A 23,451-nucleotide genomic window follows, 5' to 3' on the forward strand; every position below is an offset into this window, starting at 1 on the left:
CAAGCCTGTCGCCCAAACAGTAGATGCAAAAAACAATGAACAATCGTTATGGCAAACTGGCGTCCCTGGTGTATCACCTGGACAAGCCGGTGGGACGTTCGTTTGGCGACGTCGAATATTACCTGGAGCGTCTCCAGGGGACGGATGGCCCCATTCTGGAGCCGGCCGTAGGCACGGGGCGGTTCTTGATTCCCTTGCTGCAAGCGGGTCTGGATGTGCGGGGTTTTGATCTGTCGGTGGAAATGCTGGATTACTGCCAGCGCGAACTGGAGCATCGTGCCTTGACGGCCAGCGTCCAGCAGGCCGGATTTACCGACTATGTCCTGGATCATCCGGTGCAGGCCATCGTCGTTCCGGCCGGCTCGTTTCAGTTGCTGGACTCATTCGAGCAGGGCATGGTGGCGCTGCACCGTTTTCATGCCAGTTTGTGCAGCGGTGGGCGTTTGCTGCTGGATGTGGACCCGGTCCACAGTATTGTCAATTCCAGACCGGGGCTGCGCACGTGGTCGGCACCGTCCGATGGTTTGATTACGTTGAATGCCACTGCACTGTCCACGGATTTTGGTGCCCAGGTCTATCGGGAAATGCATCGTTACGAGCTGTGGGAGCAGGGGGTGTTGCTGGAAACTCAGCTTGAGCAGTTCTCGCTGCGTTGGTGGGGCATACAAGAGCTGCGCATGGCGCTGGAGCAGGCCGGTTTTGTGGATGTCGTGGTATCGGGCGCGTATCAGTATGGGAAAGCACCGCACAGTGATGATGACAGTATTTCTTTTGAAGCGCGCAAGCCTTAAGGCGCGGCGCTAGAGGCCACCTGATACGGTCAGAACGGACCCGGTCACGTACGAAGCCTGCTCCGATAACAGCCAGGCAACGGCCTGCGCCACCTCCTGTGTCTGGCCGGGGCGCCGTAGTGGTATCCGGGCCGATACTCGTTCGGGCCGTCCTGGCTCTCCGGCCCGGGCATGAATCGAGGTCAGTATGGTGCCCGGTGCCACGACGTTGACATGGATATTGTCCGTTGCCAGTTCCTTGGCCAATCCGGTGCTGAATGATTCCAATCCGCCTTTGCTGGCGGCATAGGCCACGTATTCGTGTGGCGCACCCAGGCGGGCGGCAATCGAGGAAATATTCACGATTGTGGATCGATGGCTGCGGCCTTGCCAGCGGCGGGCGGCTTCCCGGCATAGCCGTATCGGAGCCTGTAAATTAATCTCCAGAATGTGTTGCAGATCAGTGTCGGACAGATCGCGCAGCACACCCAGCGGGCCGGTGATGCCGGCATTGTTGACCAGGCCGGTGACAGTGCCCAGGGATTGGGCAGCATCGAAAATACGGGCGGGCGCATCATTCTGGCGCACATCGATGCGCAGGGATACGCATGCCGGACCGTGCGTGCTCAGGCTATCGGCCAAGGCGGGGCCGTCGCTGTCCGGGCTTGAGTGAGTGAACAGAATCGGATGTCCTTGACCGTGCAAGGTGGTGACGATGTCTGCGCCTATGCCGCGGCTGCCGCCAGTAACGATAATGACCGATTGGCCCGGTTCCAGTAGATTCAAAATCAGCTCCCAGTAATGTACCCGTGATGTGGCAGAATTAACGCATCGGGTCGTGCAGCGCAAGCCGCTCTGTCCGCCGCTTGGACTGGATGGGTGTGCAGCAAGGCAAGATGGCATCAAGCAAAAATGCGTCGCGCGGATCGCGCTCACTCATCAATTAGGAGGCCAGCAGTATGACGCTCGTTTTAACGACGCCTTTGAAAGCAATCCTAGTCGCCGCATGCAGTCTGTGCGGTTTGCAAAGCGTTTGGGCTGCGTCCGGTTTTCCTGATGCCGCTGCCAGCGACCCGGTGCGCATGGGTTGGATGCAGGGCTTTCCGCCGCCCGCCGATCGGACAGTCCGGTTTGCCGATGGCAGTTTTTCGCAGTTTCCCGCCTGGCGCTGGAGCGTGTCACACTTTCGGGAATTGATGCCGACTGTGAATGTGTCGCGGGGAACGGGGGGCGTCATACCACTGCCACGCGCCGAGCTGTCTGCCATCGATGCTCTGACTTTTACGCCCTTAGGGGCGACCGAACCCATGAGTTGGGAGCAGTCGCTGGCGGCCACCTATACCGATGGGATTGTCGTTTTGCACCGGGGCCGCATTGTCTACGAGCGATATTTCGGTTCGCTGACCGAATACGGACAGCATGCCGCTATGTCGGTCACCAAGTCTGTCATGGGGACGCTGGCGGCGTCGTTGGCCGCGCAAGGGCAATTGGACCCAGACCGCAAAGTGACCGATTATGTACCCGAACTGGCCTCGTCCGCCTTTGGTTCGGCAACGGTCAGACATGTTATGGACATGACCACGGGCCTGCTCTTTAGCGAAGATTATGCCGATCCGAATGCCCAGGTGTGGGCCCATGCGCGGGCGGGCAGCCCTACGCCGCCTGCCGATACCCAAGGTCCGCGCTCGTATTTCGAATTTCTTCAGACGGTTAAGCCGCAAGGGCGGCATGGCGAGGCCTTTGCTTACAAAACCGTGAATACCGATGTATTAGGTTGGATCATGGCGCGGGCGACCGGCCGCAACGTGGCGCAGTTATTGTCCGAGCAGATCTGGTCGCGCCTGGGGGCCGAGCAGGATGCCTACATGACGGTGGATTCCATCGGCACTCCTTTTGCCGGGGGCGGCTTGAATACCGGTCTGCGCGATCTGGCCCGGTTTGGGGAAATGATGCGCAGGCAAGGGCGTTTCAATGGCCAGCAGATCGTGCCCGCGCAAGTCGTCAGGCAGATTCAGGCTGGCGGCGATCGGACGTTGTTTGCCAAGGCCGACTATCCATTATTGAAAGGCTGGAGCTACCGGGACATGTGGTGGGTGTCCGATCAGGCCCGCGGCGCATTTAGTGCGCGCGGCGTGCATGGGCAGCGTATTTATATAGACCCGCAGGCAGAAATGGTGATTGTGCGGTATGCCTCGCATCCGGTTGCGGCCAATGCCGCCAATGACCCGATTACCTTGCCGGCATTTGACGCCTTGGCGCAGTATTTAAAACAGCAGACGCCGTAATGGTTGCGAACGCCGTGTACGCCTTGTTACTTGCATGCGTTTCTGATCTGGCAGAATCAGCGCCTGAACAGGAGAATGGCATTATGATCAAAAAATCGATAGCAGTTTTTGCCTTGTTGGCCTTGAGTGCCTGTGCGGTGCATACGCCGCATGGTTCCGTCGTGGTGGACCCGGACCGTTCGCACGGCAATGGTACCTTCTGTCCTCCCGGACAGGCCAAGAAAGGCAGGTGCTAGGCGGCTTTGTCCGGCCGCCTGGCGGGCAAGACAGCAATGTCAGCGTTCAATGCGCACTTCGAAATAGGCTTCGGATTCGCCCAGTTCCCGAAAACCTTCGGTCATGGCCCGACTGGCGGCTGCAATCCATTGTTTGGCCAGGGCGATGTCGTCGGCCGACAGTTCTGTTTCGGCGGTCTCTTCAGCTAGTTGCCAGGCGCGATACGCCAGAACAACGGCTTCGGGGCCTTGCAGGACTTTTTCCAGAGTGCGGCGAAAGCGGTTTTCCGCTTCGTGCCGGGCGCGCTCGGTAATGTCGGACGGCGCATCGTGCAAGGTAATGCTGTAGGACATACGAAAATCCTTTATGCTGTATGAATAAACAGTAATTTAGCATGTGCCTGTGTGCTTGACGAGTATTTTTTCATAGGAATCTGGCGGGCTGCGTATACTGCACACAACAAAGCAGCCCCATCGCCGGGCGCGGGAGGTGTGCAGTGCAAGTAGCCGTCGTGGGCAGTATCACAGTGGACATTGTGGCTTCGGGCATGCCCGTGGATCTGGTGCGCGGCGACAAACAAGAAGTGCTCGCTATCGATCTGTATCCGGGGGGTGGTGCCATTAACGCGACCGCCATGTTGCTGGACCAGGGCGAACAGGTGCGCTTGCTGGGCACGGTTGGGCAAGATGCGCTTGGCCTTGGGCTGTGCGCTTACCTGGACGCAATGGGAGTGGATACCCATGCTGTGCGCAAATTGGCCGGGCAGCAGACTGGCAAGGCGGTTGTGCTGGTTGGCCCGCAGGGTGATGCCTCAGTGTTGGCCCGACGCGGTGCCAATGCATACACACAGATCCACCCTCAGGATCTGGATGTCGATCTGCTGTATGTGGCACCTCTTGGCGCGGCCCCGATGGACAGTCTTGCCCAAGCCTTGGCGCACGGCGCAAGTCGTGCCGCCTGTTGGGCCGTCAATCCCAGCGTGGCATGCGTGCGCCAGCCTGACGAAGCGTTTCGGTGCGTTTGGGATCGGGCCGATGTGCTCAGCTTAAATGGCGTGGAAGCGCAGATGTTGGCGGCGGTGCCCGCCGGCCAGATTCTGGCCGACCTTCCCGTTGCCCAGGCTACGGAACTGGCTCAGCATTTGCAGCGCCGGGCCGGGCAGGCTGTATTGATTACATTGGGGGCGCAAGGCGCGGTGCTGGTCATAGACGGTCAGCCTTACTTCGAGCCTGCCCGACGGGTGGCGGTACGCTCCACGGTAGGCGCGGGCGATGCCTTCAATGCCCGTTTCGCCCAGTCCTGGTTCCGTCGTCGCGACCCTGTGCTTGCCTTGCGGCAGGCGACGCAGGCGTCGGCGCAGATCCTTGGGCAATGGGCCGGCAATGCTTGGGCGCCGATGTGGCAGGATGTGGATTCTGGCGTCTGGCCCTAATCGTCTTTTACTGCGAGGCCGTCATGGCGCACATTGCGATTATCGTGGGGTTGTATGTACTGATTGCAGGCATGTTGGGGCTGGTTTTGTATCACACGCGACCGGCAAGCTGGCGGCGCGATACGGCGTTGCTGATGATTACGCCGTTGGCGGTGCCGCTGTTCTATGCCGCCATCGTTCTGCTCAAGGGCTAGATAGCGTGTTCAGGCGTGATTCTGATCGCGCATGCGGCGCAAAATGTATTGCTGTATTTCAAAACGCGCCTGCTCCTGGCTGACCCCATGGCTGCAGTAGGCCTGCCAGTGCCAGTGCCCGCCTTGCGGCGTGCTCAGTTCCACGCGCGTCAGCGCATATTCTTGTTCTTCCTGCAGGCCATGAAGGTTGGCGGGTAAAGGCGAATGGGACGTCCACGAGGCGTAAATGGGCACGCCAGCCAAACTGCCGCCTATGTAGAAACGGTAAAGCTCGTTGGGCATGGTGGATCTCGTCAAGAAAGGTCGGAACGGGCAGGGCGCAGTGTCTTGTTACGACTTTATTTAACGTGATTCGCGCTTGCCCCACATCTGCTGCTTGGATGGCAAGCACCTAGGCCAGATGGCGTAGTCGGGCAGGAGTGTTGCCGCCACAGGAAGTGTGTTTGCCCTTGCACCCCTGAGTGTGACTATTCTTGACAATCGTTGACTTCGTATTCGACGCTCAGGGCTCTACCATGTCCGGGATATCGTTTTAATTGTTTTTCCTGGATGTACTCATGATTCATGCGCCCCTTTTGATCGACTATGCTCCCTTGGCCTTGATGTTGGCCGGCGGCGGTATCTTGGGCGGCGTTCTGGCCTGGACCTGGTCTCAGCCTTCCTGAATCCCGCGCGCTTGGTGGTGTTGCAGGACGCAGGCAGGCAGAAGTGTTGCTTTTTTTGCTATTTTGTATACGGAGACTTCATAGTTCAAACAAGTGTAGTAAGCTGTTTTTCACGATTGGGCTCCAGCCCTTGGCTTTGCCCGGATCGACCGTTTGCTGAATACGGATTTCGTACGTGCTCAGCCCCGTCTGGGGATAGGCCGTGTTCGGTGCTTGGAGTGACCGGGAAAGGAAATCATGTTTTACCGCTTGTTGTCGGTGTGTGCCGGCTCTATGTTGTTAGCGGCTTGCGCCTCTTCGGATCAACGTTCCAAGACCTTGTCTCAGGTCAATCCCGCATCGGCGTTTTGTCAGCGCATGGGTGGGCAAAGTGTGTTGCATCAGGGGCCGCGTGGGGCTTATGGCACCTGCTTGATGCAGGACGGCTCTGAGACCGAGGAATGGGCGTTTTACCGTACCTGGTTTCCGCGTCAGGACTGATTACGGGCGGTTTGTGGTGTTTGTAGTCACATTTTTATCGCCTGGCCAGACGAAGGTGATAAACTTAAGCAATCAAAAGTGTTGTTTGGGAAGCAGAATCTTATGAAAACCACGCGAACTACCCGTCGGCAAAACTAGCCGTGGCCGCGTAGCGTTTCGTTTTCTTTCCAAGAACGTTCAATTCAAAAGCGCGGCTTCAAAGCCGCGTTTTTTATTTCAGGAAGTGTTATGGTCCGAATCACACTGCCCGATGGCTCCCAGCGAGAGTTCCCGGGTCCGGTTTCCGTCAGCGATGTGGCGCATTCCATCGGTACTGGCTTGGGGCGTGCCGCCCTGGCTGGCCGGGTCGGCGGGCAAGGGACCGAGTCGCGGCTGGTGGACACCTCCTACGTGATCGAGCAGGACAGTGATCTGGCCATTATTACCGCCAAGGATGCCGACGGCCTGGATTTGATTCGCCATTCCACCGCCCACCTGCTGGCCTATGCCGTTAAAAGCTTGTTCCCCGATGCCCAGGTCACCATAGGTCCGGTCATCGATAACGGCTTTTATTACGACTTCTCTTATAAGCGCGCCTTCACGCCGGAAGACCTGGAAGCCATCGAAAAGAAAATGGCCGAACTGGCTAAAAAAGACGAAATCGTGACCCGCGAAGAATGGTTGCGCGACGATGCCGTCGAGTTTTTCAAGAGCATAGGCGAGGCCTATAAGGCCGAGATCATCGCTTCCATCCCGTCGAACGAGCCCATCAGCCTGTATCGCGAAGGCGATTTCATCGACTTGTGCCGTGGTCCGCACGTCCCGTCCACGGGTAAGCTCAAGGTGTTCAAGCTGATGAAGGTGGCTGGCGCGTATTGGCGCGGCGACAGCAACAACGAGATGCTGCAACGCATTTACGGAACGGCCTGGGCCACCAAGGAAGAACAGCAAGCCTATCTGACCATGCTCGAAGAGGCCGAGCGTCGCGACCACCGCAAGCTGGGCCGCGAGCTGGACCTGTTCCATTTTCAGGAAGAAGCGCCCGGCCTGATCTTCTGGCATCCCAAAGGATGGGTAGTCTGGCAGCAGGTCGAGCAGTACATGCGCAAGATCTATCAAGACAACGGCTATCAGGAAGTCAAGGCCCCCCAGATTCTGGACTTGTCGCTGTGGAAAAAAACCGGTCACTGGGACAACTACGCGGACAATATGTTCACGACCGAGTCCGAAAACCGTGTCTATGGCCTGAAACCCATGAACTGTCCTGGTCACGTGCAGATCTTCAATTCCGGCCTGCATTCGTACCGCGAATTGCCCATCCGCTATGGCGAGTTCGGCCAGTGCCATCGCAACGAACCCTCCGGTTCTTTGCATGGCATGATGCGCGTGCGCGGCTTTACGCAGGATGACGGCCATATTTTCTGTACCGAAGATCAGTTGCAGGACGAGTGCGCTGCCTTCACGGCCTTGCTGCAAAAAGTCTACGCCGACTTCGGTTTTGGCGAGATTCTGTACAAGGTCGCCACGCGCCCTGAAAAACGCATCGGCGACGATGCCGTCTGGGACAAGGCCGAACAGGCCCTGATCGAGAGCCTGCGCCGCACCGGCTGTGAATTCGAGATTTCCGAAGGCGAGGGCGCTTTCTATGGTCCCAAGATCGAGTACACCCTGAAAGACGCCATCGGTCGTCACTGGCAGTGCGGCACTATCCAGGTGGATTTTTCCATGCCTGCCCGTCTGGGGGCCGAGTTCGTCGATGCCCAGGACCAGCGCCGTGTGCCTGTCATGCTGCATCGCGCCATTCTGGGGTCCTTCGAGCGCTTTATCGGCATGCTCATCGAAAACCATGCCGGTGCCTTGCCCGCTTGGCTGGCACCCGAGCATGCCGTGGTGTGCTGCATCTCCGAAGGCTCGGCCGATTATGCGCTGGCGGTGACCCAGGAGCTCAAGAAACAAGGGCTGCGCGTATCGTCCGATTTGCGCGGCGAAAAAATCACTCGTAAAATCCGGGAGCATAGTATGCAGAAAGTGCCCTATATCCTGGTCGTAGGTGAAAAAGAACGCGAAAATGGCACGGTCGCTGCGCGCGCGCGCGGCGGCGTGGATCTGGGCGTCATGCCTTTGTCCGACTTTTCTGCACGATTGAAGCACGAGATCGATAGCCGCCAATAAAAGGCCGGACGCTATCGTTTTTATCGACATTTTTAGGAGTTTTCGACATCGCAACCGAGAAAAAACATCGCATCAACGGCGAAATCCGTATCCCAGAGGTGCGACTCATTGGAATCGAGGGTGAGCAGTTGGGTATCGTCAAGGTTCCCGATGCATTGATCATGGCCGAACAGAACGACGTCGACCTGGTGGAAATTGCGCCCGCCGCGCAGCCGCCCGTCTGCCGTCTGATGGACTATGGCAAGTTCCGCTACCAGGAACAGAAGCGCCAGCAAGAAGCCAAGGCCAAGCAAAAGGTCATCCAGATCAAGGAAGTCAAGTTCCGTCCCGGTACCGACGAGGGCGATTACCAAGTCAAGCTGCGCAACGTCAAACGCTTTATTGACGATGGCGACAAGGTCAAGGTAACGCTGCGCTTCCGTGGACGCGAAATGGCGCACCAGGAATTGGGTATGCGGGTTCTGGAACGTGTTCGCGACGATGTCAGCGAGTTGTGTCAGGTCGAAGCCATGCCCAAGCTGGAAGGCCGTCAGATGGTCATGGTGCTGGCTCCTCGCAAGAAGGCCTCCTGATCGTCCGTCTTTCAGTGCGCCGACCGTTTGGCCGGCTGACGCTGTCCGCCTCGTCTGCCCATCTTTGGCAGGCGAGGCGCAACCGCCTTTGCAGCCTGTCTGCAAAGGCGTTTTTCTCTAGGTGTGAGCATGCACGTTCTGTTCATCATTGATCCTTTGCCCGGCCTGTCGGCGTACAAGGATTCTTCCGTTGCCATGATGCGTGCCTTCATGGCGCGCGGCCATCAGGTCAGTGTGGCCTTGCAGTCCGAGCTGTACATTGCCGACAGCCGGGTGCGCACTGCGTATCAGCCTGTGGCGATCGCAGCCGATGCTGACTTGCGCGGCAAGGATTGGTGGACGCATCCCGGCCCGACGCAGGACGACGAACTGAATGTGTTCGATGCGGTCATCATGCGCAAGGACCCGCCCTTCGATATGGAATACGCCTATTCCACGCATCTGCTGGGCTTTGCGCAGGAACAAGGCGCGCGTGTCTTTAATGCCGGCTCGGCCATCCGCAATCACCCGGAAAAGCTGGCTATAACCGAATTTCCCGAATTTACGCCCACCACGCTGGTTACTCGGGATATGCAACGCTTGCGTGCTTTTTATCACGAGCACAAAGATGTCATCGTCAAGCCCTTGGACGGCATGGGCGGCATGGGCATTTTTCGTCTGCGCGACCCGGAAGCCAACCTGGGCGCCATTCTGGAAACCCTGACCGCCAATGGCAGCCAGACCATCATGGCACAGCGTTATATTCCCGAAATTGTGCATGGCGACAAGCGTATCCTGATCATCGGCGGCGAACCGGTGCCTTATGCGTTGGCCCGTATTCCGCTGGCCGGCGAAACCCGGGGCAATCTAGCTGCCGGCGGGCGTGGCGTGGCGCAGGCCTTGTCGGACCACGACTGGCATATCGCCCGCACGATAGGCCCCAAGCTGGCTGCGCGCGGTCTGATGCTGATCGGCTTGGATGTGATCGGCGATTACGTCACCGAAATCAATGTCACCAGCCCTACCTGTTTTGTCGAGATCACCGAGCAGACCGGGTTTGATGTAGCCGAATTTTTCGTGAAGGCCGTCGAGAACGCGACGGGGCGGTCGTGATCCGCCTGGCCTTGATCATGCACGAGCCGCTGGCCAGCGCCTTTGCCAGTTGTGCGGAGCATGTGCTTGGAGAGCGGCCCGACCTGTTTGTCTTTGACATCCAGGCTGATGAATGCACCGATACGGCGGTAGAGCGCTTGCTGGCGCAATTGCAGACCCGTGTCGAACCGGCCACGCTGATTCTGTGCGATCTGTACGGCGCCACGCCGTTCAACGTGGCCCGGCGGGTGCAGCAGCATCTGCAAGAGCAAGGGCAGGCCGTACACCTGCTGACCGGAACCAATATGTGCATGGTGCTCAAAGCCTTGACCGAGCGGCGCGACAATCCGGAACGCCTGGCTCAGGATGTCATGGAAGGGGCCATGCGCGGCATTGTGGACGCCGATTGCCATTGCTGACGCGTACTTTTATTGTTTCTTTTTCAGATTGACCTTATGCCTACTGTATCGATCGTCATCAGCAACAAGCTGGGCTTGCATGCCCGGGCGGCCGCCAAGCTGACTCAGCTTGCCGGCCGGTATGCCAGTGAAGTGTTCATCGCCCGCGGTTCGCAGCGCGTCAACGCCAAAAGCATCATGGGCGTCATGATGTTGGCGGCCGGTCTGGGTGTGACCGTCGTGGTCGATGCCCAGGGGCCCGATGCCGAGCAGGCCCTGAATGACATCCAGGCCCTGTTCGATGCCAAGTTTGGTGAAAACGAATAAATAAAGTTGTCTGATATGAATTCTGCCTCCCGTCCTTCCGCGCCTGATTTCACCGCCATGTTCACGGCCCAGGGCCAGGCGGTGGTCAAAGGTTATGCCATTGCCAAGGCCGCCGTGATGAGCGCGGCGGCGCTGGAAGTGCCGCACTACCGGATCGGGGCCGAAGATGTGGATTCGGAATGTCAGCGTTTGCTCAGCGCGATGGCGGGCACGCGCGACGAACTCAAGTCTCTGGTGGATCATCTGCCGGCCGATGCGCCGCGCGAATTGGCACCGATTCTGACCGTGCACAGCCTGCTGCTAGACGATCCCATGCTGACGCAGCAGACCTGCGCCATCATTGCCGAGCGCCAGTACAACGCCGAATGGGCCTTGACCACGCAGGGGCAGTTGTTGGTCGAGCAGTTTTCCCAGATGGAGGATGCCTATCTGCGTGAGCGTGGTGCCGATGTGCGCCAAGTTATCGAACGCGTTTTGCGTGTCCTGGCGGGCAAGCCGGCCATGCTGCCCGGTTTCAGCGCGACCCAGGACGAAGCGTTGATCGTGGTGGCCCGCGATATCTCTCCGGCCGATATGCTCCGTTTGCGTGGCGGGCAATTCGCCGCCTTTCTGACCGATCTGGGCGGGCCGACCTCGCATACCGCCATTGTGGCGCGCAGCATGAACGTGCCTGCCGTCGTGGGCCTGGGAGGCTTTCGCAGCCTGGTGCGCGATGGCGACTGGCTGATCGTGGATGGTTTTACCGGTGCGGTCATGGTCAACCCGTCGCAGGCGGTGTTGGACGAATATCGCCAACGGCAGCAGGCCTATTTGCTGGAGCGCGCAGAGCTGCAGGCCTTGCATGACGCTCCGGCGGTGACCCTGGATGGTATTCCCATCCGTCTGGAAGCCAATATCGAACTGCCCGACGAAGCAGAGCTTGCGCTTAAAGCGGGTGCCGACGGCATAGGCCTGTTTCGCAGCGAGTTCTTGTTTATGGGGCGCAGCGATCTGCCCTCCGAACAAGAGCAGTACGAAGCTTATGCCCGCGTGGTCAAAGCCATGAATGGCAAAGTGGTCACGATACGCACGCTGGATATCGGCGCCGACAAGACCTTGGACGGCGATGCCACAGTGGCCACGAATCCGGCGCTGGGGCTGCGCGCTATCCGCTATTGTCTGGACAAACCCGAGATGTTCGCCACCCAGTTGCGCGCTTTGTTGCGTGCCTGTGTGCATGGCCAGATTCGCATTCTGATTCCCATGATTTCGTCCATGAGCGAAGTCTATGCGACCCGCCAGGCCATTGAATCGGCGGCGCGCGAACTGGAAAAATCGGGTACGCCGTTCGCCCGCAATTTTTTACTGGGGGCGATGGTGGAAGTGCCTGCCATTGCCATTGCGATCGATCCCTTTGTCGAAGAGCTGGATTTTCTGTCCATAGGTACCAACGACTTGATCCAGTACGTGTTGGCCGTGGATCGGGGCGATGCGGAGGTCGCCGATCTGTATGATCCCATGCATCCGGCGGTACTGCGCCTGATCGCCCACACCATCAACGCAGCCGATCGGGCCGGTAAGCCGGTGGCCGTGTGTGGCGAGATGGCCGGTGACGCATCGGTGACCCGCATGTTGCTGGGTCTGGGTCTGAAAGAGTTTTCCATGCATCCGCAGCAGTTGCTGGATGTCAAAAAAGAAGTGCGTCTGTCCCACTCCAATGCCTTGCGCGTCAAGGTGGCCAGCGCCTTGAATCGGGCCGAACGTATCGATCTGGCGACGCTCGCTGCTTAAGCATGTGAAATAGCGGTTGTTTTTAGCCCCTAAATTGTAACTTGTCGGGGCATCTACTTTTCCGATGATTCTATCTGTAACGTCCCACTTAGCAAGGCTTACGATGCAGATGCTTGCCAGCAAAGGCTTTTCTGCGTTTGGCAGGTTCTTGGCGGAAGAATATTGAAATCAGGATTTACACTAATAGGGTAGTCGAGCACGGTCGTCTGGCTAGAATGGCGTTTAGGGGAGTTGTAACAAACCCGCTGCCAAGCCGGAAGTCGCACCAGGCCTTGGCATGATCTTATTAAGCGACCTTGGATTAGTAGGAAGGAAATCTTATGAAACTGACTCGTGCTCATTTTGCTGTGATGACCGCTGCTGCTTCGATGGCTCTTTTGGCGGCATGCTCCAAAGGAGACGATACGGCCGCGCCTGCCAGCAACGCGCCTGCTCCTGTCACTACTCCAGAATCGTCCACTTCTGTTGCGCCGGCACCGACTGCCGAGCCGTCCACGACCGACAAGATCAAGGAAGAGGCTCGTAAGGCCGAGGAGGCCGCCAAAGCCAATGCCGCCAGCCTGAAGGAAGATGCCAAACAAGCGGCCGATACCGTAGCCGAAAAGGCCGGTCAGGCCAAAGATGCCGTGTCCGATGCCGCTTCGCGTACCGGCGCTGCCATCAAGGAAGGCGCGGCCAAGGCCGACAGCGCAATCCAGGAAAAACTGGGCAATGGCGTAGATGCTTCCCCATCGAGCGTCCCATCCGAGCAGTCCAAACCATAATGCGTTAGCCTGTATCGATTTCAGGCGGTTTTGACGAAAAGCGGGTGCCTTTGGTGCCCGCTTTTTCTATACTGTTTGCATTGTGTCTGTTTTACAGGAGAAGGTCATGATCAATCGCAACGATTGGCTGGAAGATCTGCAGAAAAATGTGTCCGAACTGATTGCTAAAAGTCCGGCCGCCGACATCGAGCGTAATGTCAAAGCCTTTATGGGCCAGACCTTCAATCGCATGGATCTGGTCACCCGGGACGAATTTGATACCTATAAAACGATGCTGGAACGCGCTCTGGCGCGTGTGGCGGCCCTGGAAACCCGTTTGCAGGCCTTGGAGGGGCGCCAGACTCCCGTCGTTCAGCCCGCTCAGAACAGCGATCAGGAGCCGGGTCAGCAGGCTTGATCGGCCGCGCCCCGCTTTTATGGTTCTTGTCTGTGGCCGCTCAACATCCGCACGCTACCGTTCGCTGTTTTTGGTGCTGACCGGGGTCTGTGCGGCCCTGCATATCTGGAAGCTGCCGCCGGCTTTGCCGGCCATGCAGCGCGAATTGGGTCTGGACCTGGTGCAAGCCGGGTTTTTGTTATCCAGCGTTCAAATGGCCGGCATGTTGCTGGGGTTGCTGATCGGCATGGTGTCCGAAAAAATCGGCTTGCGACGCTGCATTCTGATTGGCCTGGCTATTTTGTCCTTGATGTCTGTGCTGACACCGTGGACTAGCCACGGTAGTGTGATATTGCTCAGTCGGGCCATCGAAGGTTGTGGCTTCTTAATGGTGGTGCTGCCTGTGCCCGCTTTGATCAAGCGCATGACAGACCCTGCCGGGCTGAGCCGTATCATGGGCTTGTGGGGCTGTTATATGCCGGCCGGCGCGGTTTTGATGCTGTGGGCGGGCGCTGCTTGGCTCGATATTGCCTCCTGGCGCAGCCTGTGGCTGCTGTTGTCTGCCCTGACCGGCGTGGTGTTCTTGCTGACGCTGTGGCTGGTTCCCCCCGATCCTGTACGTGCTCGCATCCAGTCAGTTCAGCAAGAGGCGGCGATGTCCCTGTCTGATCTGGTGCGCACGACGTTGCGATCGGGGCAAGTGTGGCTGGTGGCGTTAAGTTTTGGCGTATATGCGGCCCAATGGGCAGCGGTGGTGGGTTTTATGCCGACCATCTACAGTCTGGTCGATGTCTCTATGTCGACGGCGGGCTTGTTGACTGCGCTGATTGCCGGGGGCAATGTCATCGGCAATTTGGGGGCGGGTCGCCTCTTGCATCGAGGCCTGCCGGCTCCCCGTTTATTGCAGATTGGTTTTGTGTGCATGATGGCCGCCGCTATCGTTGCGTTTGGTCTGGCCCAGGATATTGCCGTTCAGTTCCTGGCGATTTTGCTGTTTTCTGTTACCGGCGGCTTGATTCCGGCTACGCTGTTTTTCCTGGCCGTGACGGTGGCCCCGTCGCCGCAGACCACCTCTTCCTCGGTGGGCTGGGTACAGCAGTGTTCATCGTTGGGGCAATTTGTCGGGCCGCCAGTCGTGGCCTGGGTGGTCCACCAGTTGGGCGGCTGGCAGTGGGCCTGGGTGGCGACCTGTGCGTTTGCTATTGTCGGGTTGCTGATGTCGGTGTGTTTGACCAAGGCATTGGCGGGCGGAATGCGTCATGACTGAGCGCGTTGGCTACAAGGTGTCGAACTGGCAGCGCGCGCTGGAGGTGTTCTGGGTTTTTTTGCGTCTGGGCTGCACCTCTTTTGGTGGGCCGTTGGCCCATTTGGCTTTTTTTCGCCAGGATCTGGTGCAGCGGCGTCAATGGCTGGACGACAAGTCCTACACCGATCTGCTTGCTTTATGCCAGTTTTTGCCTGGCCCTACCAGTAGCCAGGTAGGCATGGGCATTGGGTTGCGCCGGGCAGGCTTGGTCGGGGCACTGGCGGCCTGGGTCGGCTTTACCTTGCCTTCGGCTGTGCTGATGATCGGACTGGCCTGGGGGTTGGATTCAGCCTCCGAGCGGGTGCCGACCGGACTCATACATGGCATGAAAATCGTGGCGGTGGCTGTGGTGGCCCAAGCATTGTGGGGTATGGGGCGCAGCCTTTGTCCTGATCGCAGCCGTCTGACCTTGGCCGTTTGCGCTGCGCTTTTGGCCTTGGCAGTGCCGGGAGCCTGGGGGCAGTGGCTGGTCATCGTTATGGGGGCGACCGCGGGTGGACTGCTTTTTTCGGCCGACCCACAGCCTGCGGTTCAGGATCAGCGGCAGTCCACGGGTCGTTGGGGGTGGGTTGCGGGGGCTGTGTTTCTGCTCTTGTTGCTGATGCCAATGTGGCTGGCGTCAGGGCAGGGTGCTCAGGCGTGGTCGCTGTTCGATGCGTTTTATCGCAGCGGTTCGCTGGTGTTTGGCGGCGGCCATGTGGTGCTGCCTTTGTTGCAGAGCGAATTGGTCGGTCCTGGCTGGGTGGACGAGCAAACCTTTCTGGCTGGATACGGCATGGCGCAGGCCATGCCTGGGCCTTTGTTCTCTGTGGCCGGTTTCTTAGGGGCGTCAGCCTCGGTCGGCCCGGGAGGGGTTGCTGGCGGTCTGCTGGGTTTGCTGGCGATCTTTCTGCCGGCGCTGCTGCTGGTGTTGGCCGTCTGGCCGTACTGGGAACGCCTGAGCCGGGCATCCTGGGCGCAGGCTTTGCTTAAGGGCGTGAATGCAGCGGTAGTCGGTTTGTTGCTGGCCGCCTTTTACGATCCGGTCTGGAGCAGTGCCATCGGCGGCACCACCGACTTTTCGCTGGCCCTGATTGCCTTTATCGCCTTGACGCAGTGGCGTGTTCCGCCGTGGCTGGCCGTGCTGGGCGCAGGCGTGTTCGGCTGGTATTTTTTATAGAGACAAGACGATGGAGCAGGATGCGGCATCGGCACGGACAAGAGGCCATCATGCGGGTCAGTGATGCGCGGTTGTCGCGGCAGGCCTTGCTTGAGTTGCTGGCGCAGCCGCAGCCCCTTACCGTCCTGGAACGCTGTTGCATGGATGGCGAGGACTTGTCCGGCCTGGACATGAATGGCGTGCGCTTTCTGGGCTGCTCGCTGCTTCAGGCAAAACTTACCCGCGCTAATTTAAGCGAGACGGTCTGGGAAAAATCCCGGGCAGGCCGCGCAGATTTTCGACTGGCGGATCTTTCGGATGCTCGATTCCAGGGGTGCGATCTGCATGTCACTGTCTGGGCGCGCGCCCGGCTGGCCGGCGCATGTTTTCAGGACTCCAAGCTTAGTGGTGCAAGCCTGGTCGATGTGCAGGCCTTGGGCATCGAGCTGCATCAATGCCTGCTGGTGGGCAGCACGTTACGCGGTCTGGTATTGCGTAAGCAGAGGCTGGTGGGCCTGGATTGTACGGATGCCGACCTGGGCGGCTGCGATTTTTCCGATGCGATCTTTGAGGGCGGCAGCTTGCGCGGGGCCAGTCTGAAAGGTGCTGTTTTTCAAGGGGCGGACCTGCGTAGCGTGGACGTGGGCGAGATCACCTTGCTGGAACTGGCCACCTCGTTCAAGGGTGCCTATATCTCGACTGAGCAAGCGGCCCAACTGGTCGCTGCACTGGGCGTACACGTGCTATGACGGTCTGATCCATACGTATAAGCGCGCTGGACTTTCCAGCGCCAATCGCATGGTTGGCATTCGGGAGACAGGGCACACTGACAGCGTGTGAACAACAAGGAAGGGCTATGTCCCTGGCCGTGCTGAACAGTTGTGCCCTGTCGGGGCTGGATTTTATCGATGTGCGGGTAGAAGCGCATGTGGCACCGGGTCTGCCGGCTTTTCATATTGTTGGCCTGCCCGATGCCGGCATACGGGAAAGCCGCGAACGGGTGCGCTCCGCGCTACAAGCCAGTGGGTTCGACTTTCCGGCGGCCCGTCTGACCATCAATCTGGCCCCCGCCGATCTGCCCAAGGATTCGGGCCGTTTCGACCTGCCAATCGCCCTGGCTATTTTGCTGGCCAGTGGCCAGATCAGCCGGCCTGACGCCCAGGGGCGCGAGCGCGCCGTGCCCAATCTGGACCGTTACGTCTGGGCGGGCGAATTATCCTTGACCGGCGCAATCGTACCGGTGCAGCACGCACTGATCATCGGCCTGGGCATGGTCCGCCGTCGTCCGGAACATTGTCTGATGCTACCTGCCGACAGCGCGGCCCTGGCAGCCCATGTGCCGGATGTGCTGGTCAGGGGTTTGGCCAGCCTGTCTGATGCCGTGGCCTATTTGCGTGGCGAGCTGGATGTGCGCAACGCCAGTCCGGGGCCGTGGGAGCAACCCGATGTCGGTCCTGTTTCTTGTCTGTCTGATGTCGTGGGCCAACCGTTGGCTTGTCGTGCGCTGGAAGTGGCGGCCGCCGGAGGGCATAGTCTGCTGCTTAGTGGTTCGCCCGGCGTGGGCAAGACCATGCTGGCGCAGCGCTTGCCAGGCTTGTTGCCGCCTTTGGATAAGCAAGCCTGTCTGGAACTGGCGGCGCTGCAATCGCTGGCCTTGTCGAACCCTTGTTTCAGCACCCGACCGCCGTTCAGGGCACCGCATCATAGTGTCTCTGCGCCAGCCATGATCGGGGGAGGCATGCGACCGCGCCCTGGGGAGGTCTCTTTGGCTCACCACGGCGTGCTGTTTTTGGACGAACTGCCCGAGTTTGACCGGCGTGTGCTCGAAGCCTTGCGCGAACCCCTGGAAGAAGGATGCGTGCGTATCTCGCGGGCCCATCAACAGGCAAGTTACCCGGCGCGCTTTCAGTTCGTGGCAGCCATGAACCCGTGTCCTTGCGGATGGGCCGGACATCGACATCATGCCTGTCGCTGTTCGCCGCTGCGCCGCGAACAATACCGTCAGCGCCTGTCCGGTCCCTTGCTGGATCGTATCGACTTGTGCGTTCTCATGACCGAGCCATCGCAGGACGGCGGGCAGAGTGGCGATCCGTCCGATCAGGTCCGCGAGCGTGTCCGACTGGCACGGGACCGGCAATCGGCGCGTCAGGGCTGCTGCAATGCCCATCTATCTGCTGCCGGTTTGGCAAGGCATGCCGGCCTGAGCGCACAGGCGTTGCAATTGCTGGCCGATGCGCGTCGGCGCTGGCATTGGTCCGAGCGGGTGCATAGTCGCTTGTTGCGTGTGGCGCGTAGCGTGGCCGATTTGGCGGGCGAGGCATCCGTGTCACGCGAACATGCTGCCCAGGCCTTACAGTTTCGGCCTGTTTTGTCCTAAATCAACAGTCAACGGATCAAGGCGCGTGCTTGTTAAGCCGTTTTTCAGGTCTTTTTTTGTATGCTGTCATGCAGGCCTGAATAAGAATCAGTCTTATACGTTTCTTCTGATACGAGCGAAAAAAACATGATCCGTCGCCCCCTTTTGCTTACCGCACTGACAGTGATGTTGACCGGCACAGCCTTGGCCGCCGAGTACCCCATTGGTCAGCCCGTCCAAAAGAACGGTCTGGAAGTGGCCGCTGTTTATCTGCAACCCGTCGAGATGGACCCGCCCGGCATGATGCGTGCGGCGGCCGACTCCGATATTCACCTGGAGGCCGATATTCATGCAACGGCAGACAACCCCAACGGCTTGCCCGAAGGGGCCTGGGCTCCTTATCTGAACATTCGATATGTGCTGCGCAAGCAGGGCAGCGATACCGTCATTGCGGGCGACATGATGCCCATGGTGGCCAACGACGGCCCGCATTATGGCGATAACGTCAAATTGAATGGACCGGGCAAATACACCCTGGTGCTGACGATTGCCTCGCCCGAGAGCGGCGGCATGAATCACTTCGGTCGTCATGTGGATAAGGAAACCGGCGTCGCTCCCTGGTTTCAGACGTTCGAGCATCAGTACGAATTTGTTTTTGCAGGCACCGGCAAAAAGGGAGGGTACTGATGATGCAGCCATTACGCTGGCTGGTCGCCGTCCTGTTGGGGGGCGTTGTCGTTGCCCCGGCTTGGGCGGACATGCCCGTGCATACGCTCACATTCAAGTCCGGCGGCGTGTTGGAGCCGGCGGTGCTACAGGTGCAGGCCGGACGATTCAAGATCGTGCTGGTCAACGATAGCCAAGAGGCCGTGGAGTTCGAGAGCCTGCCGCTGCGCAAAGAAAAAGTCTTGGGTCCGGGTGTCACCTCCTTTGTGGTGCTGACCGTCTCCCGACCTGGCGACTATCCCTTTTTTGACGACTTTCATCCTGCCGCGAAAGGCATTTTGCGCGTTCGTCCCGCTCCGTGAGTCTATATCGTGGAACAAGTGCTATTTATTGTTTGGCGTGAAAGCGTGGAAGCCCTGCTGGTGGTCGGCATTCTGTATGCCTGGCTGGGCCGTTCCCCGCAAGGGCGCAGGGGTTTGCCCTGGCTCTGGGGTGGAGTGGCGGCTGGCGTCTGTCTGGCTGTGCTCTTGGCCTTGGTGTTGCTGGGTCTGGCCAGTTGGCTCGATGACAGTGGCCAAGAGTGGTTTCAGGCCATCATGAGCCTGATCGCCTGCGCCTTGGTGGTGCAGATGGTGGTCTGGATGCGCAGGCATGGTCGCCGCTTGCGGCAGGACCTGCAGCAGGGCGTATCCGACCAATTGGGGCAAGGACGGCAATGGGGGGTGTTGGTGCTGGCCATGATAGCCGTGGCGCGTGAAGGCAGCGAAACCGTGGTGTTTCTGTATGGTGCCTTGTCTGCTGTCTCTGCAGGGCAGAATATCGGAGCTTTAGTCTGGGCCGCTTTGGGCGGTTTTTTTGCGGCTTTGTTGACCTTTATGGCCTTGCAATGGGGCGGGCGCATCATTACCTGGCGGCGTTTTTTTGCCTTTACCGAATGGCTTTTGCTGATGCTTGGCGCTGCATTGCTGATATCGGCAACCGACCGCCTGATTTCCCTGGGGGCGCTTCCGGCACTGGTGGACCCGGTCTGGGATTCGTCCTGGCTGCTGGGCACCGATTCGGGGCTGGGCAAGCTGTTGGCTGATTTTGCGGGATATCGGGATTTCCCGGCGCTCAGCCAGGTATTGATCTACGTCGGATATGTTGCCCTGCTGTTTTATTTCTTGCGTGCGCCTCGGTCTGTCACGACGCTGAAGGCGGCGTCATGACGGTGCTTGGCGAACCCAAACGCGACTGGCCGGCACGCCTGGGCGATGCTCTGCGCGATCATCAGCGGGCCATTGCCCGCATTCAGTGGCTGGTCGTGCTGGTGTATGCGGTATTGCTGCTGGTGCCTGTCTTTTTGCCTTTGCCCGATCGCAGTGCCTCGGTCTTGAACAATTTGACGGTGCTGGCGCAGTTTGCTTTTTGGGGAGTCTGGTGGCCGTTCGTGCTTTTGTCCATGCCATTGCTGGGACGGACCTGGTGCGGCGTCTTTTGTCCGGAAGGTACGCTGACCGAATGGGCCAGCCGGCATGGGCGGGGCGGGGCGATTCCGCGCTGGTTGCGCTGGGGCGGTTGGCCTTTCGTGGCGTTTGCCTTGACCACGATTTATGGGCAGCTGATCAGCGTCTACCAGTACCCGTGGGCGGTGGCCCTGATTCTGGGCGGTTCTACCGTAGGGGCAATGGCCGTGGGGTGGCTGTACGGTCGGGAAAAGCGCGTCTGGTGCCGCTATCTGTGTCCGGTCAATGGTGTTTTCAATCTGCTGGCCAAGCTCTCGCCTTGGCAGTTCCAGGTAGATGCGTTAGCCTGGCGACAGGCATCGCGTCGCACCGCTGGCATTAATTGCGCCCCCTTGTTGCCGCTGCGCACCATGCAGGGGGCGGGGGACTGCCATATGTGTGGGCGCTGCAGCGATTATCGGGGGGCAATCCATTTGCAGTTGCGCTCGCCCGAACGCGACATCATGTCAGACTCGCCCGGCAGCGTCTGGCAGACCTTGCTCATCACCCTGGGCTTGATGGGGTTGGCGGTCGGAGCGTTCTTGTGGAGCGCCAGCCCCTGGCTGATCGCCGTCAAGCAGGCCATTGCCCTTTGGTTGGTCGAGCACGATGTCGTGTGGCCTTTACTCGATACGGCTCCCTGGTTTGTGCTGACCCACTATCCGCAGGTCAACGACAGTTTTAGTTGGCTGGATGGCACCGTTATCCTGGCCTTTATAGGGGCGGCCTGCCTAGTGTGCGGCGGAGCCGCTTTATTGTCTCTGTTTCTGGCGGATCGCCTATTGCCGGGCGTGCGGACGGCAGGGGCGAGCTGGGCGGGAGTCAATAAACTGGCGCTGGGATTGATTCCTCTGGCCGGTACCGGCGTGTTTCTGGGTTTGACGGCCACAACCTTGACCTTGTTGCAGCACGAAGGGCTAAGCACCACTTGGGCGGGGCCGGTGCGCCTGGCGATGCTGGGCCTGGCGCTGGCCTGGAGCCTGCGCTTGCTGTGGCGTCTGACAGGACTGAGGTCTGCCGGGGCACATCCCCGCCGAGTGGCTTTGGCTTGTTTGGCGATCGGCCTGCTGCCTTTCTTGGGGGCGTGGCTGCTGTTTTTCCTGTGTTGGTGAAAACGCACTGCGCAACTGGACAATTTTTAGGGAATCACTCTATAATCAATGGCTTTTCCACGTTCTGGCTTAGCCTTTGCGTTGGGAAAGAAAAAAAACAAGTGCCTGTTTTTGGGTCATACAAGTGCAGCCTGATTGTTGGGCGGCCACCCACAGACATAAATTAATCGAGTAATTTCATGCCTAAAATGAAAACCAAAAAAAGCGCCTCCAAGCGCTTTGTGGTTCGTGGTAGCGGTTCCATCAAGCGGGGCCAAGCGTTCAAGCGTCACATTCTGACCAAGAAAACGACCAAGAACAAACGCCAACTGCGTGGTGCCGTCGAAGTGCATAAAGCCGACGTCGCTGCCGTTAAGGCCATGATGCCTTTCGCCTGATCACGGAGAACTCAACATGTCTCGAGTAAAACGCGGTGTAAACGCTCGCGCCCGCCACAAAAAAGTCATTGCCCAAGCCAAGGGTTTCCGCGGTCGTCGCGGCAATGTATTCCGGATTGCCAAACAAGCCGTCATGAAGGCAGGCCAGTACGCCTACCGTGACCGCCGCAACAAGAAGCGTGTTTTCCGCGCACTCTGGATTACACGTATCAACGCTGCATGCCGTGAACTGGGCATGAGCTACAGCCAGTTCATCGCTGGCCTGAACAAAGCCTCCATCGCTCTGGACCGCAAGGTTCTGGCCGATCTGGCAGTTAACGACAAGGCCGGTTTTGCCGCTGTTGTCGCACAGGCTAAGAACGCTTTGGCTGCTTAAGCGGTATCCGACTGTATAGTTCGCAAACGGGGCCTTGGGGCTCCGTTTGTTTTTGGAAAGTAACACGTCATGACTTCCTCCCACGATGATCTGATCGCCCAGGCACGGGCTTTGTTCGAGCAGGCCCAGGACGCTGCTTCGCTGGAAAATGCCAAAGCCCGTTTTCTGGGTAAGCAGGGTGCCATCACCACGCTCATGAAGGGCCTGGCGCAACTGGACCCCGAACAGAAAAAGGCGGCTGGTGCCAGCATTAACGTGCTCAAGCGCGAAATCGAAACCCTGCTCAATGATCGTCGCGCCGCGCTGGCTGCCGCAGAACTGAACCAGCGCCTGGCACAGGAGAAGATCGACGTCACCTTGCCGGGCCGAGGCCGTGGCACCGGCGGCATTCATCCGGTCATCCAGACCTGGCAGCGCGTGGAAGCCATCTTTCGCTCCATCGGCTTTGATGTGGCCGACGGCCCCGAAATCGAAAATGACTGGACCAACTTCACGGCCCTGAATAACCCCGAGAACCATCCGGCGCGCTCCATGCAGGACACGTTCTATGTGGACATGCAGGACGAGCAGGGCTTGCCGTATTTGCTGCGCACGCATACCAGCCCCATGCAGGTGCGCTATGCCCGCATGAACCAGGCCCCCATCAAGGTCATTGCGCCCGGTCGTACCTATCGGGTGGACAGCGATGCCACCCATTCGCCCATGTTTCATCAGGTCGAAGGCCTGTGGATTGCCGAGGACATCTCCTTTGCCGATCTGAAAGGCGTTTATACCAATTTTCTGCGTGCCTTCTTCGAAAGCGACGATCTGGTCGTGCGCTTCCGTCCTTCTTTCTTCCCGTTCACCGAACCTTCGGCCGAAATCGACATGATGTTCACCTCCGGCCCGAACAAGGGACGTTGGCTGGAGATCTCCGGCTCCGGGCAGGTTCATCCTGAAGTAGTACGCAATTTTGGTCTGGACCCAGAACGCTACATCGGCTTTGCCTTCGGCTCGGGGCTGGAGCGTCTGACTATGTTGCGCTATGGTGTCAATGATCTGCGCCAGTTCTTTGAAGGCGATCTGCGCTTTCTCAAGCAGTTCAATCGCTGATTCCTCATTCGCGCCGCCCGTACGCAAGGCGTTCGGCGGCTCTGGTATACGCCGTTTCATCTTTCCCTTTCTG

Annotated in this window: 27 protein-coding genes; 24 read left to right on the forward strand and 3 right to left on the reverse strand. The window is 59.0% G+C overall.

Translation table 11 applies throughout. The features are described 5' to 3' along the window. Positions 1–35: 35 nt before the first annotated feature. Entirely contained in the window at positions 36–791 is a 756-nt protein-coding gene (locus AADW57_RS08675; RefSeq protein ID WP_341666496.1) for a class I SAM-dependent methyltransferase, read from the forward strand. 9 nt (positions 792–800) lie between these two features. On the opposite strand, the gene AADW57_RS08680 is transcribed toward AADW57_RS08675, so the two are convergent. Continuing rightward, the gene (locus AADW57_RS08680; protein ID WP_341666497.1) at positions 801–1,556 is read right to left on the reverse strand and encodes an SDR family NAD(P)-dependent oxidoreductase; all 756 of its coding nucleotides are present in this window, start codon (positions 1,554–1,556) and stop codon (positions 801–803) included. Positions 1,557–1,729: 173 nt separating this feature from the next. Here AADW57_RS08680 and AADW57_RS08685 point away from each other — a divergent pair, with 173 nt between their 5' ends. After that, on the forward strand, positions 1,730–3,055 hold the full coding sequence (locus AADW57_RS08685; RefSeq protein ID WP_445819136.1) for a serine hydrolase domain-containing protein: 1,326 nt from the start codon (positions 1,730–1,732) through the stop codon (positions 3,053–3,055). 275 nt (positions 3,056–3,330) lie between these two features. On the opposite strand, the gene AADW57_RS08690 is transcribed toward AADW57_RS08685, so the two are convergent. Then, the gene (locus tag AADW57_RS08690; RefSeq protein ID WP_341666498.1) at positions 3,331–3,624 is read right to left on the reverse strand and encodes a hypothetical protein; all 294 of its coding nucleotides are present in this window, start codon (positions 3,622–3,624) and stop codon (positions 3,331–3,333) included. A 143-nt stretch (positions 3,625–3,767) separates the two neighbouring features. Here AADW57_RS08690 and AADW57_RS08695 point away from each other — a divergent pair, with 143 nt between their 5' ends. Further along, complete coding sequence (locus tag AADW57_RS08695) at positions 3,768–4,703, forward strand: carbohydrate kinase family protein (protein ID WP_341666499.1); 936 nt, start codon at positions 3,768–3,770, stop codon at positions 4,701–4,703. 23 nt (positions 4,704–4,726) lie between these two features. Next, positions 4,727–4,897 (forward strand): hypothetical protein, encoded by a 171-nt coding sequence (locus tag AADW57_RS08700; protein WP_341666500.1) that lies wholly within the window; start codon positions 4,727–4,729, stop codon positions 4,895–4,897. 9 nt (positions 4,898–4,906) lie between these two features. Here AADW57_RS08700 and AADW57_RS08705 read toward each other — a convergent pair whose 3' ends face one another. Further along, positions 4,907–5,179: a hypothetical protein gene (locus tag AADW57_RS08705; RefSeq protein ID WP_341666501.1), complete on the reverse strand. Its 273-nt coding sequence runs from the start codon at positions 5,177–5,179 to the stop codon at positions 4,907–4,909. A gap of 620 nt (positions 5,180–5,799) precedes the next feature. Between AADW57_RS08705 and AADW57_RS08710 the strand changes: the two genes are divergently transcribed. The 20 genes from AADW57_RS08710 (at position 5,800) to pheS (ending at position 23,378) form a co-directional block, all read left to right on the forward strand. Further along, positions 5,800–6,042: a putative hemolysin gene (locus AADW57_RS08710; RefSeq protein ID WP_341666502.1), complete on the forward strand. Its 243-nt coding sequence runs from the start codon at positions 5,800–5,802 to the stop codon at positions 6,040–6,042. Positions 6,043–6,270: 228 nt separating this feature from the next. Beyond that, entirely contained in the window at positions 6,271–8,193 is a 1,923-nt protein-coding gene (thrS, locus tag AADW57_RS08715; RefSeq protein ID WP_341666503.1) for a threonine--tRNA ligase, read from the forward strand. A gap of 47 nt (positions 8,194–8,240) precedes the next feature. Next, positions 8,241–8,765 (forward strand): translation initiation factor IF-3, encoded by a 525-nt coding sequence (infC, locus tag AADW57_RS08720; RefSeq protein ID WP_341669679.1) that lies wholly within the window; start codon positions 8,241–8,243, stop codon positions 8,763–8,765. Positions 8,766–8,894: 129 nt separating this feature from the next. After that, on the forward strand, positions 8,895–9,857 hold the full coding sequence (gshB, locus tag AADW57_RS08725; protein WP_341666504.1) for a glutathione synthase: 963 nt from the start codon (positions 8,895–8,897) through the stop codon (positions 9,855–9,857). Further along, positions 9,854–10,255, forward strand: coding sequence for a PTS sugar transporter subunit IIA (locus AADW57_RS08730; RefSeq protein WP_341666505.1), 402 nt, complete (start codon positions 9,854–9,856; stop codon positions 10,253–10,255). The genes gshB and AADW57_RS08730 overlap by 4 nt, the downstream gene beginning before the upstream one ends. Before the next feature lie 36 nt (positions 10,256–10,291). Continuing rightward, on the forward strand, positions 10,292–10,561 hold the full coding sequence (locus tag AADW57_RS08735) for an HPr family phosphocarrier protein (protein ID WP_341666506.1): 270 nt from the start codon (positions 10,292–10,294) through the stop codon (positions 10,559–10,561). Between the two features lie 81 nt (positions 10,562–10,642). Continuing rightward, the gene (gene ptsP / locus AADW57_RS08740) at positions 10,643–12,331 is read left to right on the forward strand and encodes a phosphoenolpyruvate--protein phosphotransferase (RefSeq protein WP_341669680.1); all 1,689 of its coding nucleotides are present in this window, start codon (positions 10,643–10,645) and stop codon (positions 12,329–12,331) included. 320 nt (positions 12,332–12,651) lie between these two features. After that, a complete protein-coding gene (locus AADW57_RS08745; protein WP_341666507.1) occupies positions 12,652–13,095 on the forward strand; it encodes a hypothetical protein in 444 nt (147 codons plus the stop codon). Positions 13,096–13,201: 106 nt separating this feature from the next. Continuing rightward, entirely contained in the window at positions 13,202–13,492 is a 291-nt protein-coding gene (locus tag AADW57_RS08750) for an accessory factor UbiK family protein (protein WP_341666508.1), read from the forward strand. A 19-nt stretch (positions 13,493–13,511) separates the two neighbouring features. After that, complete coding sequence (locus AADW57_RS08755) at positions 13,512–14,738, forward strand: MFS transporter (protein ID WP_341666509.1); 1,227 nt, start codon at positions 13,512–13,514, stop codon at positions 14,736–14,738. Further along, the gene (chrA, locus tag AADW57_RS08760) at positions 14,731–15,936 is read left to right on the forward strand and encodes a chromate efflux transporter (protein ID WP_341666510.1); all 1,206 of its coding nucleotides are present in this window, start codon (positions 14,731–14,733) and stop codon (positions 15,934–15,936) included. The genes AADW57_RS08755 and chrA overlap by 8 nt, the downstream gene beginning before the upstream one ends. Positions 15,937–15,956: 20 nt before the next feature. Next, complete coding sequence (locus AADW57_RS08765) at positions 15,957–16,664, forward strand: pentapeptide repeat-containing protein (protein ID WP_341666511.1); 708 nt, start codon at positions 15,957–15,959, stop codon at positions 16,662–16,664. A gap of 107 nt (positions 16,665–16,771) precedes the next feature. Next, on the forward strand, positions 16,772–18,292 hold the full coding sequence (locus AADW57_RS08770; protein WP_341666512.1) for a YifB family Mg chelatase-like AAA ATPase: 1,521 nt from the start codon (positions 16,772–16,774) through the stop codon (positions 18,290–18,292). 126 nt (positions 18,293–18,418) lie between these two features. Next, the gene (locus tag AADW57_RS08775; RefSeq protein ID WP_341666513.1) at positions 18,419–18,958 is read left to right on the forward strand and encodes an iron transporter; all 540 of its coding nucleotides are present in this window, start codon (positions 18,419–18,421) and stop codon (positions 18,956–18,958) included. Continuing rightward, positions 18,958–19,299 (forward strand): cupredoxin domain-containing protein, encoded by a 342-nt coding sequence (locus AADW57_RS08780; RefSeq protein ID WP_341666514.1) that lies wholly within the window; start codon positions 18,958–18,960, stop codon positions 19,297–19,299. Before AADW57_RS08775 ends, AADW57_RS08780 begins: the two co-directional genes overlap by 1 nt. A gap of 9 nt (positions 19,300–19,308) precedes the next feature. Further along, the gene (locus tag AADW57_RS08785) at positions 19,309–20,145 is read left to right on the forward strand and encodes an FTR1 family iron permease (protein WP_341666515.1); all 837 of its coding nucleotides are present in this window, start codon (positions 19,309–19,311) and stop codon (positions 20,143–20,145) included. Next, entirely contained in the window at positions 20,142–21,533 is a 1,392-nt protein-coding gene (locus AADW57_RS08790) for a 4Fe-4S binding protein (protein ID WP_341666516.1), read from the forward strand. The genes AADW57_RS08785 and AADW57_RS08790 overlap by 4 nt, the downstream gene beginning before the upstream one ends. A 179-nt stretch (positions 21,534–21,712) precedes the next feature. After that, positions 21,713–21,910 carry a 50S ribosomal protein L35 gene (gene rpmI, locus AADW57_RS08795; protein ID WP_341666517.1) on the forward strand — a complete coding sequence of 66 codons (198 nt, stop codon included), beginning with the start codon at positions 21,713–21,715 and terminating at the stop codon, positions 21,908–21,910. 16 nt (positions 21,911–21,926) lie between these two features. After that, on the forward strand, positions 21,927–22,286 hold the full coding sequence (rplT, locus tag AADW57_RS08800; RefSeq protein WP_341666518.1) for a 50S ribosomal protein L20: 360 nt from the start codon (positions 21,927–21,929) through the stop codon (positions 22,284–22,286). A gap of 69 nt (positions 22,287–22,355) precedes the next feature. Next, on the forward strand, positions 22,356–23,378 hold the full coding sequence (pheS, locus tag AADW57_RS08805) for a phenylalanine--tRNA ligase subunit alpha (RefSeq protein WP_341666519.1): 1,023 nt from the start codon (positions 22,356–22,358) through the stop codon (positions 23,376–23,378). Positions 23,379–23,451 lie beyond the last annotated feature (73 nt).

The organism is Alcaligenes sp. SDU_A2 (assembly GCF_038237375.1).
Taxonomy (GTDB): Bacteria; Pseudomonadota; Gammaproteobacteria; order Burkholderiales; family Burkholderiaceae_B; genus Alcaligenes.

Coding starts and splice junctions, on each gene's coding strand:
- rplT (WP_341666518.1), top strand. CDS start 21,927: ATGTCTCGAGTAAAACGCGGTGTAAACGCTCGCGCCCGCCACAAAAAA.
- AADW57_RS08690 (WP_341666498.1), bottom strand. CDS start 3,624: ATGTCCTACAGCATTACCTTGCACGATGCGCCGTCCGACATTACCGAG.
- gshB (WP_341666504.1), top strand. CDS start 8,895: ATGCACGTTCTGTTCATCATTGATCCTTTGCCCGGCCTGTCGGCGTAC.
- AADW57_RS08755 (WP_341666509.1), top strand. CDS start 13,512: ATGGTTCTTGTCTGTGGCCGCTCAACATCCGCACGCTACCGTTCGCTG.
- chrA (WP_341666510.1), top strand. CDS start 14,731: ATGACTGAGCGCGTTGGCTACAAGGTGTCGAACTGGCAGCGCGCGCTG.
- rpmI (WP_341666517.1), top strand. CDS start 21,713: ATGCCTAAAATGAAAACCAAAAAAAGCGCCTCCAAGCGCTTTGTGGTT.
- thrS (WP_341666503.1), top strand. CDS start 6,271: ATGGTCCGAATCACACTGCCCGATGGCTCCCAGCGAGAGTTCCCGGGT.
- AADW57_RS08700 (WP_341666500.1), top strand. CDS start 4,727: ATGGCGCACATTGCGATTATCGTGGGGTTGTATGTACTGATTGCAGGC.
- AADW57_RS08710 (WP_341666502.1), top strand. CDS start 5,800: ATGTTTTACCGCTTGTTGTCGGTGTGTGCCGGCTCTATGTTGTTAGCG.
- AADW57_RS08790 (WP_341666516.1), top strand. CDS start 20,142: ATGACGGTGCTTGGCGAACCCAAACGCGACTGGCCGGCACGCCTGGGC.
- AADW57_RS08705 (WP_341666501.1), bottom strand. CDS start 5,179: ATGCCCAACGAGCTTTACCGTTTCTACATAGGCGGCAGTTTGGCTGGC.
- AADW57_RS08775 (WP_341666513.1), top strand. CDS start 18,419: ATGATCCGTCGCCCCCTTTTGCTTACCGCACTGACAGTGATGTTGACC.
- AADW57_RS08675 (WP_341666496.1), top strand. CDS start 36: ATGAACAATCGTTATGGCAAACTGGCGTCCCTGGTGTATCACCTGGAC.
- AADW57_RS08685 (WP_445819136.1), top strand. CDS start 1,730: ATGACGCTCGTTTTAACGACGCCTTTGAAAGCAATCCTAGTCGCCGCA.
- AADW57_RS08735 (WP_341666506.1), top strand. CDS start 10,292: ATGCCTACTGTATCGATCGTCATCAGCAACAAGCTGGGCTTGCATGCC.
- pheS (WP_341666519.1), top strand. CDS start 22,356: ATGACTTCCTCCCACGATGATCTGATCGCCCAGGCACGGGCTTTGTTC.
- AADW57_RS08745 (WP_341666507.1), top strand. CDS start 12,652: ATGAAACTGACTCGTGCTCATTTTGCTGTGATGACCGCTGCTGCTTCG.
- AADW57_RS08780 (WP_341666514.1), top strand. CDS start 18,958: ATGATGCAGCCATTACGCTGGCTGGTCGCCGTCCTGTTGGGGGGCGTT.
- AADW57_RS08770 (WP_341666512.1), top strand. CDS start 16,772: ATGTCCCTGGCCGTGCTGAACAGTTGTGCCCTGTCGGGGCTGGATTTT.
- AADW57_RS08750 (WP_341666508.1), top strand. CDS start 13,202: ATGATCAATCGCAACGATTGGCTGGAAGATCTGCAGAAAAATGTGTCC.
- AADW57_RS08765 (WP_341666511.1), top strand. CDS start 15,957: ATGCGGCATCGGCACGGACAAGAGGCCATCATGCGGGTCAGTGATGCG.